Origin of the sequence: Streptomyces silaceus (assembly GCF_001419745.1) — a bacterium.
Taxonomy (GTDB): Bacteria; Actinomycetota; Actinomycetes; order Streptomycetales; family Streptomycetaceae; genus Streptomyces; species Streptomyces silaceus.
The window spans coordinates 23076-37500 of record NZ_LIRJ01000287.1 but is presented as its reverse complement, the minus strand read 5'-3'; the positions used below and the strand labels follow the sequence as shown (position 1 = coordinate 37500).

Sequence of the window (14425 nt, the reverse complement as noted above, 5' to 3'; positions counted from 1 at the left end):
CACGCCGCCAGCGTTCGTCCTGAGCCAGGATCAAACTCTCCGTGAATGTTTTCCCGTAATCGGGACGACACACACGAGAGCGGAACCAAGGAGAGGAATAATCTCCCGGTTCACAGCGTCCTCGCTGTGCTGCCTGCACGGTCATGCCGTACAGGACTTTTTCAAAGGAACCTCAACTCACCGAAGTGAGTCGGGGTATCAACATATCTGGCGTTGACTTTTGGCACGCTGTTGAGTTCTCAAGGAACGGACGCTTCCTTTGTACTCACCCTCTCGGGCTTTCCTCCGGGCGCTTCCCTTCGGTATTTCGTGTTTCCAACCTTACCAGATCCGTTTTCCGTTCCGTTCCCGGTTCGGATTTCATTTCCGGTGGCCGTTGGAGGGCCTTTGCCTTTCGGCTGCTCCGACTTTATCAGGTCTCATTCGACTCTCTGACCACAGTCACCGCAGACATGCGGAACCGGACCCAGAGATAGGATCTGATCTGAAGGATGCCGCCGAAGACCGGACGCTGTACCGCGTCCCACGGCCTCAAGCGGAAGACCGACTCTACATCGGGTCCCGGCCGGGCGCAAATCGTTTGTGCACTGTCTCTACGTCCGCCAACCGGGACCTCTCATGCGGAACCGGGACTTCTTATGACTTACCCTTCTGAACAGTGCGCCGTCCAGGACAGGTAGTGACGGCGCCCCTGAATCTCCACCCCCTGGGAGGCTTGCCATGACCAGCGTTTCGTCCCCGCTCGCAGGACGCGCCATTGGGCTCTCTGCTGTACCCGATCCCGTGTTCTCCGGCGCGATGGTCGGGCCTGGCACGGCCATCGATCCCGTGCGCGAGGCCTCCGAGGCCGTCTCTCCCGTGGACGGCATCGTCGTCTCTCTGCACCCCCACGCCTTCGTGGTGGTCGACGACCAGGGTCACGGCGTGCTGACGCACCTCGGCATCGACACCGTTCAGCTCAACGGCGAGGGCTTCGAGCTGCTCGTCAACAAGGGCGACACCGTACAGCGCGGGCAGGCCGTCGTGCGCTGGAACCCGGCCGCCGTCGAGGCCGCCGGCAAGTCCCCGGTGTGCCCCATCGTGGCGCTCGAGGCGACCGCCGAGTCCCTCTCCGACCTCGTCGAGGCCGGCGACGTGAAGGCCGGCGACGCACTGTTCAGCTGGCAGTGACGTCATCGCCGTCGCTGACGGCAGGCAGGACAACCACCGCGGCGGCTGGGCCCGTCGCACTATCGGAGACGGGTGAAATGGAGACAACGCTGCGAGGCGTCGGCGTGAGCCACGGTGTGGCGATCGGCGAGGTTCGGCACATGGGGACGGCGGTGCTCGAGCCGCCGGCCAAGCAGATTCCCGCGGAGGAGGCCGAGCGCGAACAGGGGCGCGCTCGCCAGGCCGTGGAAGCTGTGGCGGCCGACCTGATTGCGCGCGGCAATCTGGCCGGTGGCGAGGCCCAGGCGGTGCTCGAGGCGCAGGCCATGATCGCCCAGGACCCGGAGCTCATGTCCGACGTCGACCGTCGTGTCACGGTCGGCAGCACGGCCGAGCGCGCCGTCTATGACGCGTTCTCCCACTACCGCGAACTGCTGGCCGGTGCCGGTGAGTACATGGCCGGTCGTGTGGCGGACCTCGACGACGTGCGGAACCGTATCGTCGCGCGGCTGCTGGGCGTTCCGATGCCGGGTGTGCCGGACAGCGACCAGCCGTACGTACTGATCGCGCGTGACCTCGCGCCCGCGGACACCGCGCTGCTCGACCCGGCTCTGGTGCTCGGCTTCGTCACCGAAGAGGGCGGGCCCACCAGCCACAGCGCGATTCTCGCGCGTGCGCTCGGGGTGCCGGCCGTCGTCGCGCTGCCGGGTGCCGGTGAGCTCGCCGAGGGCACGGTCGTCGCCGTCGACGGCAGCACCGGTGAGATCTTCGTGGACCCGAGCACGGAGAAGCGGGAGCAGCTCGAGGCCGCCGCCGCCGAGCGCAAGGCCGCGCTCGCCGCGTCGACCGGTCCGGGCGCCACGTCCGACGGCCACAAGGTGCCGCTGCTCGCCAACGTCGGCGGCCCCGCCGATGTGCCGGCGGCCGTCGAGGCGGGTGCCGAGGGTGTCGGTCTGTTCCGCACCGAGTTCCTCTTCCTGGACGACAGCACGAAGGCACCGTCCGAGGAGAAGCAGGTCGAGGCGTACCGCAAGGTGCTCGAGGCCTTCCCCGAGGGCCGTGTCGTCGTGCGTGTGCTGGATGCTGGTGCCGACAAGCCGCTGGACTTCCTGACGCCCGCCGACGAGCCGAACCCGGCGCTGGGCGTGCGTGGTCTGCGGTCGCTGCTCGACCACCCGGAGGTGCTGCGGACGCAGCTGACCGCGCTGGCCAAGGCCGCCGAGGGTCTGCCCGTCTACCTCGAGGTCATGGCTCCGATGGTCGCGGACCGCACCGACGCCAAGGCGTTCGCGGACGCGTGCCGTGAGGCCGGACTGCAGGCGAAGTTCGGCGCGATGGTCGAGATCCCGTCGGCCGCGCTGCGGGCGCGCTCGATCCTCCAGGAGGTCGAGTTCCTGTCGCTGGGCACCAATGACCTGGCGCAGTACGCGTTCGCCGCCGACCGTCAGGTGGGCGCCGTCTCCCGGCTGCAGGACCCGTGGCAGCCCGCGCTGCTCGACCTGGTCGCGCTGTCCGCCGAGGCGGCGAAGGCCGAGGGCAAGAGCTGTGGCGTGTGCGGTGAGGCCGCGTCGGATCCGCTGCTGGCCTGTGTGCTGACCGGTCTGGGTGTCACCTCGCTCTCGATGGGTGCGGCGTCCATTCCTTACGTGCGTGCGACGCTCGGCAAGTACACGCTGGCGCAGTGCGAGCGTGCCGCTTCCGCGGCGCGTGCCGCGGACACGGCCGAGGAGGCCCGCAAGGCCGCTCAGGCGGTGCTGTCCGGCGAGTAGCCGTACGGGTTCGTTGTCCCCGAGGGGCGTCCCACCGATGCGGTGGGACGCCCCTCGGGCGTTCAGTGCGTGTGGCCTCCCTGGGGCTCGTCGGGTTCGAGGTCGGGGGCCGCGCAGTAGTCGACGCCTGATTCGGGGGCGACCAGTTCTCCTGAGACGGCGTCCGTGCAGTACGCGTCGAAGACCTCCGCGGCGGTGAGGGGGCGGAGCCGTCCGCCGCTCATGCGCCAGCCGTGGACACGGTCACGGGTGCCGGTGGCGCTGGAGCGCAGGACCATGCCGGCCGCGCGGTGGGTGGCGATGCCGACCGCGAGCACGGTGGTGAACTCCAGGGCTTCGCTCTCGTCGAGTCGGGCGCGGCCGTCGCCGTCGACCTCGACGTGCAGGGCGGCGAGGAGGGTGTCGGCGTCGGAGGGCACGCTGCACACCAGGTGCCGGGTGCCGGGGCCGGAGGTGTCGAGGGCGCGGGTGATCAGTTCGGAGGCGCGGGCGAACGCGGCGCGTCCGATGTCCTCGCCGCAGGTCGCGCAGGTGCCGGCGCGGGCGAGCACCACCGTCGCGTACTCCCAGGTGGCCCGGCGGACCGCCTCGTCGACGAGGTCGGGGACGAGGTCGGTGAGGGGCTGGCCCTCGTACGGGACGGTGGGGCCGTCCGAGGCGAGTAGGGAGGTGAAGCGTGTGCGGCTGTCGGGGGTGTCCGGTTCCAGGCCGGTCTCGGCGCAGTACTCGGCGAACTCCTCGGGGTCGAAGAGCGCGACGGTGGTGTGTCCGCCTTGGGAGGCGAGTGTTCTGAGCAGGGCCTCGACCTGCTGGAGATAGGTCGCGTGGTCGTCGAAGGTGAAGGTGCGGTAGCGGCGCATCGCCGCGAAGTCCTCCTCGTCGGCCAACAGGCCGATGGTCCCGGCGACTTCGCGGCGCAGTGCGCGTCGCATCGTGTCGTTGCTGCTGTGCGCCATGATTCCCCCTGCGTGCGGTCCATCAATGCTCACTCACAGTAACTGCGAGCACTGACAACGGCCGCTGAGCTGGGGGAACGCCTGCGGATCAGGCGCGCTTGCGGGCCAGGTCCTCGTAGAACCCGAGGAGGTCGAGGTTGTCGACCGAGCCCAGATTGACCGCCTTGTCCATGGGGGTGCCCTGGAGGAGGCGCTTGACGGGGACCTCGATGCGCTTGCCGGTGAGGGTGTGCGGGATGCCGGCGACCTCGATGACCTCGTCGGGGACGTGGCGGGGCGAGAGCTGTTCGCGGATCGTCCGCTTGATGCGGTCGCGCAGGCCGTCGTCGAGGGTGGCGCCCTCGGCGAGGTGGACGAAGAGCGGCATCCAGTAGCCGCCGTCGGGCTGTTCGACGCCGATGACGAGGGATTCGCGGATCTCGGGGAGGCGCTCGACGGCTTCGTAGATGTCGGCCGAGCCCATCCTGACGCCCTGGCGGTTGAGCGTGGAGTCGGAGCGGCCGTGGATGACGACCGAGCCGCGCGAGGTGAGCGTGATCCAGTCGCCGTGCCGCCAGACGCCGGGGTAGGTGTCGAAGTAGCTGTCGTGGTAGCGGGTGCCGTCCGGGTCGTTCCAGAAGTGGATGGGCATGGACGGCATGGGGTTGGTGACGACCAGTTCGCCGACCTCGTCGGTCAGCGGCTTGCCCTGGGGGTCCCAGGCCTGGAGGTCGGTGCCCAGGCAGGGGGCCTGGAGTTCACCGATGTGCACGGGGAGGGTGGGGACGGCTCCCGCGAAGCAGGAGCAGACGTCCGTGCCGCCGCTCACCGAGGCCGTCCAGAGGCCGCCGGGGGTGTCGGCGAACTCGTCGTGCAGCCAGCGGAAGCCGTCGGGGGGCAGCGGGGAGCCGGTCGTGGCGACGCAGGTGACGCGGGAGAGGTCGAAGTCGCGGGCGGGGTGGACGTCGGCCTTGCGGCAGGCCATGACGTACGCGGCCGAGGTGCCGAAGAGGGTGGCTCCGGTGCGTTCGGCGATACGCCACTGGGCGCCGGTGTCGGGGTAGCCGGGGCTGCCGTCGTAGAGGACGATCGTGGTGCCCGTCAGAAGGCCGGAGACGAGGAAGTTCCACATCATCCAGCCGGTCGACGTGTACCAGAAGAAGCGGTCGTCGGGGCCGAGGTCGCAGTGCAGGCCGAGCTGCTTGAGGTGTTCGACGAGGATGCCGCCCTGGGACTGGACGATCGCCTTGGGCAGGCCGGTAGTGCCGGAGGAGTACAGCACCCACAGGGGGTGGTCGAAGGGCACGGCCTCGTAGGTGGGTGCCACGTCCGCCGCCGTGAGGGCGGACCATTCCAGGGCGCCTTCGGGGGCCTCGGTTCCGAGGAGCGGGATGTGGACGACCGCGCGCAGGCTCGGCAGTTCGGAGCGGAGTTCGGCGACGGTGTCGCGGCGGTCGTGTTCCTTTCCGCCGTAGCGGTAGCCGTCGACGGTGAACAGGACGACCGGCTCGACCTGCTGGAAGCGGTCCAGGACGCTGCGGGCGCCGAAGTCGGGGGCGCAGGAGGTCCAGACGGCGCCGACGGCGGCGGTGGCCAGGAGCGCGACGACGGCCTGCGGGATGTTCGGGAGGTAGCCGCTGACGCGGTCTCCGGGGCGTACGCCGAGCGTGCGCAGTTCCGCGGCCAGGGAGCCCACCTGGCGGCGGAGTTCGGCCCAGGTGACGGGCTGGGGGTCGTGGCTCTCGTCGACGTGGAGGAGCGCGGGGGTGTCCGCGCGCGTGGGGTCCTCGGCGGCGCGCAGCGCGTGCTCGGCGTAGTTGAGGGTCGCTCCGGGGAACCATGCGGCGCCCGGCATGGCGCGGTCGCCCAGCACGCGCGCGTAGGGGGTGGTGAAGCGGACGTCGAACCAGTCGGTGACGGCCTTCCAGAACGTGTCGAGCTCGGCGACCGACCAGCGGTGCAGCGCTTCGTAGCCGCCGTCGGCCGGCGCTCCGTAGTGCTCGGCCGCCCAGGCCTGGAACCGCGTGACCTGCGCGTCCGCGATCCTCTCCGGGCTCGGCTGCCAGAGCGGCGCAGGGTTCGCTGAGGACGTCATGGGGCGGCTCCCGGACTGTACGCGTCGTATGCGTGTGGAGTGCGCACGGGCTGGGTGTGCGCGTGAACACGGATGAAGGGGACGATGCCACGTGATCGACTTCCGCACCAGGGTGTGCCCCACACACTCGGCCCTGTGGGCATGTGCCGTAGCCCCAGGTGAACGGCAGTTGAACGCAGCACATGTGCGGCTTCTTCGATGGCAGGGTGAGCAGCATGAACGGTCGTGACCTGGTGCGTTCGGTGAAGGCGGTCGGCTCGGCGCAGGGGTTGCGCACAGTGCGCTCCTCGTGGCGCAGGTGGCGGGCCGACGCGACGGGGCTGGCCCCTCGGGGGGCCGAGCGCGCGCGGGTGCCCGGTGCGGTGACGGGGGTGGAGCCGGAGCCCGGTGGTGGTGTGGTGCGGTTCGCCCGGTCGGAGCTGCGGGTGCGGGTGACGGCCGGCGGAGCGGTGTTCTGGGGCTGGGACGGTGCGTTGCCGGAGCCGTCGTACGCGTTGTCGTGCGGGAGTCCCGAGCCGGATCCGCGGGCCGTCCTGGAGCCCGACAAGGAGGGCGGCTGGCGGGTGGTGTCGGAGCGCGCGACGGTCGTCGTGTCGCGGTACGGGGCCGTCGAGTTGCGTACGCCCGGCGGTGTGATGCTGCGCCGGGATCTGCCGCCGCGTTGGTGGGAGCCGGTCGAGGGCGGCGGGGCGCGGTGGGTGCAGCGGTCGGAGGTGGCGGCGGACGCGCGGTTCTTCGGTCTCGGCGGGCGGTCGCGCGGGCCGCGGCTGCGGGACGGGACGTACCGGCTGTGGAACACCGATCCGGGTGGGTCCTTCGGGCCGGGGGACGATCCGCTGTACATCACGATGCCGGTGCAGATGGTGGTGGCCGACGTGGGCGCGCACCTGGTCTTCCACGACAACTCGTGGGAGGGCTCGGTCCGGGTGCACGAGGGCGAGGAGGGTGCGGGGTCCGGGCACGACCGGCCGGGTTCGTGCGAGGTGCGGATGGACGGCGGTCCGCTGCGGTGCTGGGCGATGGTGGGTACTCCCGCGCGCGTGCTGCACACCTGGGCGTCGCTGACGGGCCCGCCGGCGCTGCCGCCGTCGTGGGCGCTGGGCCACCATCACGCGCGGTGGGGCTTCGGCAGCGAGCAGGAGGTGCGGCGGATCGTCGCGGGCTATCAGGAGCGCGGGCTGCCCCTGGACGCCGTGCATCTGGACATCGATCACTATGAGGCGCATCAGGTGTTCACCGTCGACAAGGAGCGCTTCCCCAAGCTGCCGCAGTTCGCGGACGAGTTGCGCAGGGACGGGATCCGGCTGGTGTCGATCGTCGATCCGGCGGTGAAGGCCGCTCCCGGCGTCGAGGTGTACGACGGCGGGGCGCGGGCCGACGCGTTCGTGCGGGACTCGGCGGGGCGGGCGGTGCGCGGTGTCGTGTGGCCCGGTGAGGCGGTGTATCCGGATTTCACCGACCCACGCGCGCGGGAGTGGTGGGGCCGGCTGTACGAGGAGCGGCTCGACCAGGGGTTCGCGGGGTTCTGGCACGACATGAACGAGCCGGTGTCGTTCGCGACGTTCGGGGAGGCGACGCTGCCGCGTTCGGCGCGGCACTCCCTGGAGGGGCGCGGTGGGGACCACCGGGAGGCGCACAACGTGTACGGCCTGGGGATGGCCCGTGCCGGATACGAGGGGCTGCGTGAGCTGCACCCCGAGGAGCGGCCTTTCTTGTTCTCGCGTTCCGGGTGGGCGGGAATGCAGCGCTACGGAGGGACGTGGTCCGGCGATGTGTCCACGGGCTGGCCGGGGTTGCGGGCGTCTCTGTCGCTGGTGCTCGGCCTCGGGCTGTGCGGGGTGCCGTACTCGGGGCCCGATGTGGGCGGGTTCGACGGCAGTCCGTCTCCGGAGCTGTATCTGCGGTGGTTCCAACTGGGCTCGTATCTGCCGCTGTTCCGTACGCATGCGGCGATCGACGCGGGGCGGCGCGAGCCCTGGGAGTTCGGTGACGAGGTGCTGGAGCACGCGCGCGGGGCGCTCTTGGAGCGCAGGCGGCTGCTGCCGTACTTCGTGACGCTCGCGCATCTCGCGCGGCGTACGGGCGCTCCGTATGTGCGTCCTTTGTGGTGGGGCAGTCCGGAGGACCGTGCGCTGCGGGACTGTGAGGATGCGTTCCTGCTCGGGGACGCCTTGTTGGTGGCTCCGGTCCTGGAGAGCGGTGCGGTGCGGCGGTCGGTGCGGCTGCCGCCGGGGCGCTGGTACGACACGGCGACCGGGAAGGCGTACATGGGGGCCGGGAAGGTCCTGCTGGACGCTCCGCTGTCGCGGGTCCCGGTGCTGGCGCGGGCGGGCGCCGTGCTGCCCGTCAGGGGACACGACGGGGGCATCGAGCTGGAGGCGTGGGCTCCCGGTGAGGGGCGTACCGGGGGCGGTCTCGTGATCGCCGACGCCGGGGACGGGTGGGAGGAGGCCGCGCTGGAGCGGTACACGACGCGGTGGAGCGAGGGGCGCGTGGTCGTCGAGCGGGACGGCGAGGACGGGCCCGCACCGGGGCGCCCGGTGCGGGTGAGGGGGTTGGACGGTCGGGACCGGCGGTGACCTCGGGTGACGCGGTCGAGGTCAGCGGTGGTCCCGGGCGGGGACAACGGGATCAGGGGTGGTCCCGGGCCGAGCGGGCGTGGTCAGTAGCGGCCCTCGAACCACGCGCGTGCCGCCACTGTGTGGAGCGGGAAGGCGAGTTCCTCCGGGCGGCGCAGGGTGTGCCGGCCTTCGGTCTCGTCCGTGGGTTCGGAGGGCGGCAGGTCGGCGGCCGGGCGTTCGGGCAGGAGGCCGAAGAGCAGCAGGTAGCCGTCGGGGGCGCTCATGGCGTCGGCCAGGCGGACGTCGCGGCTCTGCGCGCAGATGCCGGTCTCTTCCTTGAGTTCGCGGACGACGGCGTCGCGCCAGTCCTCCCTGTCGTCGATGAACCCGCCGGGCAGGGCGACGCCCCCGCGCGCGGGGGCGATGGTGCGGGTGATGACGACCAGGCCGGTGCCCTGTGTGTCGTACACGGGCTGGAGGGCGATCGCCACGGGCAGCGGATTGCGGTAGGCGACGGCGTCACAGACGGCGCAGGTGCGGGGCCAGGCGGACGGCCGGCCTTCGTACGGCGCTCCACAGCTCGAACAGTGGGAGCCAGGAACGGAGTTGGTGGGATGTGGGGATGCGGACACGCCGCGGACTGTATCCGATCGTCGACGCGTCGGTCTTTCGCGGGCGGCCGTGATCCTGATAGACGCAGGGAACATGACAGGACTTGTCCCCGCCCTGCGGAATCTCGCCGTAGGCGCCGCCGCCCTGCTGGCCGTGGCCGCCGCCCCCTCCCCCGCGCACGCGAAGCCCGAGCCGAAGGCTCCGAAGGAGTTCGTGGCGCTGCGGGACGTCGACCCGACGATCATCCAGGAGATGCGTTACTTCACGCCGCACAACTTCGTGGGTGAGCGGATCGACGGCTACAAGAAGCCGATGTGCGTCCTCACCGGACCCGCCGCCAAGGCGCTGCACAAGGCGCAGCGCGCGCTGCTGCGCAAGGGCTACTCCCTGAAGGTGTACGACTGCTACCGCCCGCAGCGGGCCGTGAACCACTTCGTGCGCTGGGCCGAGGACCTGGGCGACGAGCGCATGAAGGGCGAGTTCTATCCCCGTGTCGACAAGTCGCGGCTGTTCGAGGACGGGTACATCGCGGAGAAGTCCGGGCACAGCCGGGGATCGACGGTGGACTTGACGGTGGTGCGGCTGCCGGCCGTGCCGACGCGTCCGTACGTACCCGGAGAGCCGCTCACGCCGTGTTTCGGGCCGCAGAGCGCGCGTTTCCCCGACAACACCGTGGACATGGGGACGGGGTTCGACTGCTTCGACACCCTGGCGCACACGGACGATCCCCGGGTGACGGGAGTGCAGCGGGCCAACCGGGACCTGTTGAGGAACGTGCTCGCCAAGGAGGGGTTCGTCAATCTTCCCGAGGAGTGGTGGCACTTCACGCACAAGCCGGAGCTGTTCCCGGACACGTACTTCGACTTCCCGGTCTCACGGAGGTCGCTGACGTCGCACGGCGGTCACTGACGGGGCGGTGGTCGTGACCACCCCCTGACGAAATCCGGTTGCCCATGGCACACTTCTGACGTTCCGTCAGATCCAGTGCCTGGAGGAGCCTTGTCGCGTACGCGCACACCCGTAGTGGCCGATTGGTTCGCCGGGGAGGGTGAGGACTTCCGGCTGCTGGGCACGCGCTGCTCGGCGTGCGCCGCGGTCTTCTTCCCCCGCGAGGACGCGTTCTGCCGCAATCCCGGCTGCGGCGGCGGGGAGCTGGTCGAGGTGCCGCTGTCGCGGCGCGGGCGCGTCTGGTCGTACACCGACGGGCGCTATCGACCGCCCGCGCCGTATGTGTCCGACCCGGAACTTCCCTGGCAGCCCTACACGTTGATCGCTGTGGAGCTGGCGGCGGAGCGGATGGTGGTGCTCGGCCAGTCGGTTCCGGGGGTCTCCGTCGCCGACCTGGAGGTCGGCATGGAGGTGGAGGTCGTCCCCGGGGTGCTGAACGAGGACGACGAGACGACCTGGACGACCTGGCACTGGCGTCCCGTGGGGGTGAGCGCATGAGCGGCGAGGTGGCGGTGCTGGGCGCGGGCATGCACCCCTGGGGGAAGTGGGGCCGCAGCTTCGTGGAGTACGGCGTGGTGGCGGCGCGCACCGCACTCGCGGACGCCGGTGTCGACTGGCGCGAGGTCGGCTCGATCGTCGGCGCGGACACGGTCCGGGGCGGCTATCCCGGGTACGTGGCCGGGGGCACGTTCGCCAAGGCGCTGGGCTGGCAGGGCGCGCGGGTGGCGAGCGTGTACGCGGCGTGCGCGTCCGGCGCCCAGGCCATCGGGACGGCGCGTACGCAGATCCTCGCGGGCATGGCCGACGTCGTCCTCGTGGTCGGCGCCGACGCCGCCCCCAAGGGCTTCTTCCGGCCCGCCGGCGGGGATCGGCACGACGACCCGGACTGGCTGCGGTTCCGCGTCCTCGGGGCGACCAACCCCGCGTACTTCGGGCTCTACGCCCGCCGCCGCATGGCCGTGCACGGCGACACCCTGGAGGACTTCGCCCAGGTCAAGGTGAAGAACGCGGCAGCGGGAGCGCTGAACGCGAACGCGCGCTACCGCAAGACCGTCACCGCCGAGGAGGTCGCCGCATCGGCGGTCGTGGCCGACCCGCTGCGGCTGCTCGACATCTGCGCCACCTCGGACGGCGCCGCGGCCCTGGTGCTCTCCAGCATGGACTTCGCGCGCCGCCACGGAGCGCCGGACCCGGTGCGCATCCGCGCGGTGTCCACCGTCACGCCGACCTATCCGGCCACGGCGCTCGACCTGCCGGACATCGCCACGGACTCGGCGGCGGCCATCCCCCCGGCCGACACGACGTTCCGCGCGTCCATCGCGCGAGCGGCGTACGAGGAAGCGGGCATCGGCCCCGAGGACGTGTCCCTGGCGGAGGTGTACGACCTGTCCACCGCCCTGGAACTGCAGTGGTACGAGGACCTGGCCTTCTGCGGCGAGGGCGAGGGCGCCAAGCTGCTGCGCGAGGGCGCGACCACGCCGGGCGGGCGGATACCGGTGAACGCCAGTGGCGGACTCGCCTCCTTCGGAGAGGCCGTGCCCGCCCAGGCCATCGCCCAAGTCTGCGAACTGACCTGGCAGTTGAGGGGGACGGCGGGGGCGCGCCAGATCGATGGGGCACGTGTGGGGATCACGGCGAACCAGGGGCTGTTCGGGCACGGTTCGTCGGTCGTGGCGGTCCGCTGAGCCCCTCACGGACCCTCCGGGAGGAAGCGCTCCCACCGGATAACCGTTGCCGTCCGCGACCTTGACGCTCCATCACCATCGGTGAACACTTCCGGGTGTCAGTCGGCGTCTTTGCACCGTTGGCTCCACGGCGCCCAGGGCCCCTGCGCGCGCCATGGGACGGCACGAAAGGCCTGCTCGACGGGGCATCCCCCAGGGGCGATTCGACTGCGACGGCACGCTCGTCATGGACGCCGGGCGGGGCGCGGGAGACTCCCTGCCTCCGGTTGAAGCAGCCGGGCGTATTCAGGCAGTAGTCGTGGGAAACGCACCCTTCACGGAGTAGCCGGGGCGCACCGCCCCGGGCGAAGGCCTAGGAGCCGCCATGTACTCGAATGGGGACATCTTCGTCGGTGAGGTCATCGGCACCGCGATCCTGATTCTGCTCGGCGCCGGCGTGTGTGCCGCCGTCACTCTCAGCCATTCGAAGGCGAAGGCCTCCGGGTGGGTCGTCATCGCCTTCGGGTGGGGCTTCGGTGTGCTCGCGGGGGCCTACACCGCAGGTCCGCTCTCCGGCGGTCATCTCAACCCCGCCGTGACGCTGGGCATCGCCATCGACACCGGGAAATGGGACAAGGTCTGGATCTATCTGCTCGGGCAGATGGTGGGCGCGATGCTCGGCGCCGTCCTCGCGTACCTGGTGTATCTCGCGCAGTTCAACGCCAATGTCACGCGGGGCGCGAAGGGCGACTCGGAGGGCGTGCACCAGCCGACGCCGACGCTCGGGATCTTCTCGACCATCCCCGAGATCCGGAACCCGGTCGCCAACCTCATCACCGAGGCGATCGCCACGGTCGCGCTGGTGCTGCCGATCCTCGCCTTCGGACTCACCAAGGGGCTCGGCGAGTCCGGCACGCAGACGCTGATCGTGGCCTTCCTGGTCGTCGGCATCGGCCTCTCCCTGGGCGGGCCCACGGGCTATGCCATCAACCCGGCGCGCGACCTCGGTCCGCGCCTCGTGCACACGTTCCTGCCGATCCCCAACAAGGGCACGTCCGACTGGAGCTACGCCTGGATTCCGGTCGCCGGACCGCTGATCGGCGGAGCCCTCGCGGGGCTCATCTACAACGCAGCCTTCTGAGTCGTCTCATCTAGGGGTAGCCATGCCGGACAGCTCCGAGAAATTCGTCGCCGCAATCGACCAGGGCACGACGTCCAGCCGCTGCATCATCTTCAACCAGGACGGCGCGATCGTCGCCGTGGACCAGCGCGAGCACCGCCAGATCTTCCCCAAGCCCGGCTGGGTGGAGCACGACGCCACGGAGATCTGGTCCAAGGTGCAGGCGGTGGTCGCGGGGGCGCTCGCCAAGGCCGGGCTCCGCGCCGACCAGCTGAGCGCCCTGGGCATCACCAACCAGCGCGAGACCACGGTCCTGTGGGACCGCGCCACGGGCAAACCCGTGCACAACGCGATCGTCTGGCAGGACACCCGTACCGCGGGCCTGTGCAACGAACTGGGCGGCGCGGACGGGCAGGACCGTTTCCGCGAGCAGACAGGACTGCCGCTGGCGAGCTACTTCTCCGGGCCCAAGGCGGCCTGGCTGCTCGACAACGTCCCCGGGCTCAGGGCCCGCGCCGAGCGGGGCGAGATCGCCTTCGGCACCATCGACTCCTGGCTGATCTGGAACCTCACGGGCGGCACCGACGGCGGCCGGCACGTCACCGACGTCACCAACGCGGGCCGCACCATGCTGATGAACCTGGAGACGCTCCAGTGGGACGCCTCGATCCTGTCCGCGATGAACGTGCCGGAGGCGCTGCTGCCGGAGATCAGGTCGTCGGCCGAGGTGTACGGCACGGCCGTGGGGCAGCTCTCCGGAGTGCCCGTCGCCTCCGCGCTCGGCGACCAGCAGGCGGCTGTCTTCGGGCAGGCCTGCTACGACACGGGCACGGCCAAGAACACCTACGGCACGGGCAGCTTCCTGCTGCTCAACACCGGTAACCGGCCGGTCCCCTCGAAGAGCGGTCTGCTCACGACGATGGGCTACAAGATCGGCTCCGAGGCACCCGTGTACTGCCTTGAGGGATCCATCGCGATCACCGGCGCCCTGGTGCAGTGGTTCCGCGACCAGCTGGGCATCATCCGCAACGCCGACGAGATCGAACCGCTCGCGGCGAGTGTGGACGACAACGGCGGCGCGTACATCGTGCCGGCGTTCTCCGGCCTGTTCGCGCCGTACTGGCGCTCCGACGCGCGCGGTGTCGTCACGGGCCTGACCCGGTACGTCACCAAGGCGCACCTGGCGCGCGCGGTCCTGGAGGCGACCAGCTGGCAGACCCGCGAGGTCGTGGACGCCATGTACCAGGACTCCGGGGTGCGGATCACCACCCTCAAGGTGGACGGCGGCATGACCAAGAACAACCTCCTGATGCAGCACCAGGCAGACGTCCTGGGCGTGCCGGTGATCCGGCCGAAGGTCTCCGAGACGACCTGTCTGGGCGCGGCGTACGCGGCCGGGCTCGCGACGGGCGTGTGGAACGACCTCGACGAACTCAAGGCGCACTGGCAGCAGGACGTCGAGTGGTCGCCGCAGATGGACGCGGACACGCGCGAGAGGGAGTTCCACAACTGGCACAAGGCGGTGGAGCGGAGCTTCGGCTGGCTGGAGGACGGAGAGGGCTAGCCGAGCCG

Annotated in this window: 11 protein-coding genes and 1 rRNA gene (1 of these 12 running past the window's edge); 8 read left to right on the top strand and 4 right to left on the bottom strand. The window is 70.7% G+C overall.

Going from position 1 to position 14425, the window contains the following annotated elements; genetic code table 11:
- Positions 1 to 46, bottom strand: a 16S ribosomal RNA gene (locus AOK22_RS25185) (it extends 1479 nt beyond the left edge of the window).
- Between the two features lie 674 nt (positions 47 to 720).
- On the opposite strand from AOK22_RS25185, the gene AOK22_RS25180 reads away from it, so the two are divergent.
- Entirely contained in the window at positions 721 to 1170 is a 450-nt protein-coding gene (locus tag AOK22_RS25180) for a PTS sugar transporter subunit IIA (protein WP_055700996.1), read from the top strand.
- Positions 1171 to 1247: 77 nt separating this feature from the next.
- Positions 1248 to 2918 carry a phosphoenolpyruvate--protein phosphotransferase gene (gene ptsP, locus AOK22_RS25175; protein WP_055700995.1) on the top strand — a complete coding sequence of 557 codons (1671 nt, stop codon included), beginning with the start codon at positions 1248 to 1250 and terminating at the stop codon, positions 2916 to 2918.
- Between the two features lie 62 nt (positions 2919 to 2980).
- Here ptsP and AOK22_RS25170 read toward each other — a convergent pair whose 3' ends face one another.
- Positions 2981 to 3874, bottom strand: a complete 894-nt coding sequence (locus tag AOK22_RS25170; RefSeq protein ID WP_055700994.1) for a hypothetical protein — start codon at positions 3872 to 3874, stop codon at positions 2981 to 2983.
- A gap of 88 nt (positions 3875 to 3962) precedes the next feature.
- A complete protein-coding gene (locus tag AOK22_RS25165; protein ID WP_055700993.1) occupies positions 3963 to 5948 on the bottom strand; it encodes an acetoacetate--CoA ligase in 1986 nt (661 codons plus the stop codon).
- Between the two features lie 215 nt (positions 5949 to 6163).
- On the opposite strand from AOK22_RS25165, the gene AOK22_RS25160 reads away from it, so the two are divergent.
- A complete protein-coding gene (locus AOK22_RS25160; RefSeq protein ID WP_055701002.1) occupies positions 6164 to 8527 on the top strand; it encodes a glycoside hydrolase family 31 protein in 2364 nt (787 codons plus the stop codon).
- A gap of 83 nt (positions 8528 to 8610) precedes the next feature.
- On the opposite strand, the gene AOK22_RS25155 is transcribed toward AOK22_RS25160, so the two are convergent.
- Complete coding sequence (locus tag AOK22_RS25155) at positions 8611 to 9141, bottom strand: NUDIX domain-containing protein (protein WP_055700992.1); 531 nt, start codon at positions 9139 to 9141, stop codon at positions 8611 to 8613.
- A 73-nt stretch (positions 9142 to 9214) separates the two neighbouring features.
- On the opposite strand from AOK22_RS25155, the gene AOK22_RS25150 reads away from it, so the two are divergent.
- From AOK22_RS25150 to glpK, 5 genes are all read left to right on the top strand, one after another.
- Positions 9215 to 10030 (top strand): M15 family metallopeptidase, encoded by an 816-nt coding sequence (locus AOK22_RS25150; protein ID WP_055700991.1) that lies wholly within the window; start codon positions 9215 to 9217, stop codon positions 10028 to 10030.
- Positions 10031 to 10120: 90 nt separating this feature from the next.
- Positions 10121 to 10567 (top strand): Zn-ribbon domain-containing OB-fold protein, encoded by a 447-nt coding sequence (locus AOK22_RS25145; RefSeq protein WP_055700990.1) that lies wholly within the window; start codon positions 10121 to 10123, stop codon positions 10565 to 10567.
- Positions 10564 to 11754, top strand: a complete 1191-nt coding sequence (locus AOK22_RS25140) for a lipid-transfer protein (protein ID WP_055700989.1) — start codon at positions 10564 to 10566, stop codon at positions 11752 to 11754. Before AOK22_RS25145 ends, AOK22_RS25140 begins: the two co-directional genes overlap by 4 nt.
- A gap of 364 nt (positions 11755 to 12118) precedes the next feature.
- The gene (locus AOK22_RS25135) at positions 12119 to 12874 is read left to right on the top strand and encodes an MIP/aquaporin family protein (protein WP_055700988.1); all 756 of its coding nucleotides are present in this window, start codon (positions 12119 to 12121) and stop codon (positions 12872 to 12874) included.
- Between the two features lie 22 nt (positions 12875 to 12896).
- On the top strand, positions 12897 to 14417 hold the full coding sequence (gene glpK / locus AOK22_RS25130) for a glycerol kinase GlpK (protein ID WP_055700987.1): 1521 nt from the start codon (positions 12897 to 12899) through the stop codon (positions 14415 to 14417).
- The last annotated feature ends 8 nt before the right edge of the window (positions 14418 to 14425 follow it).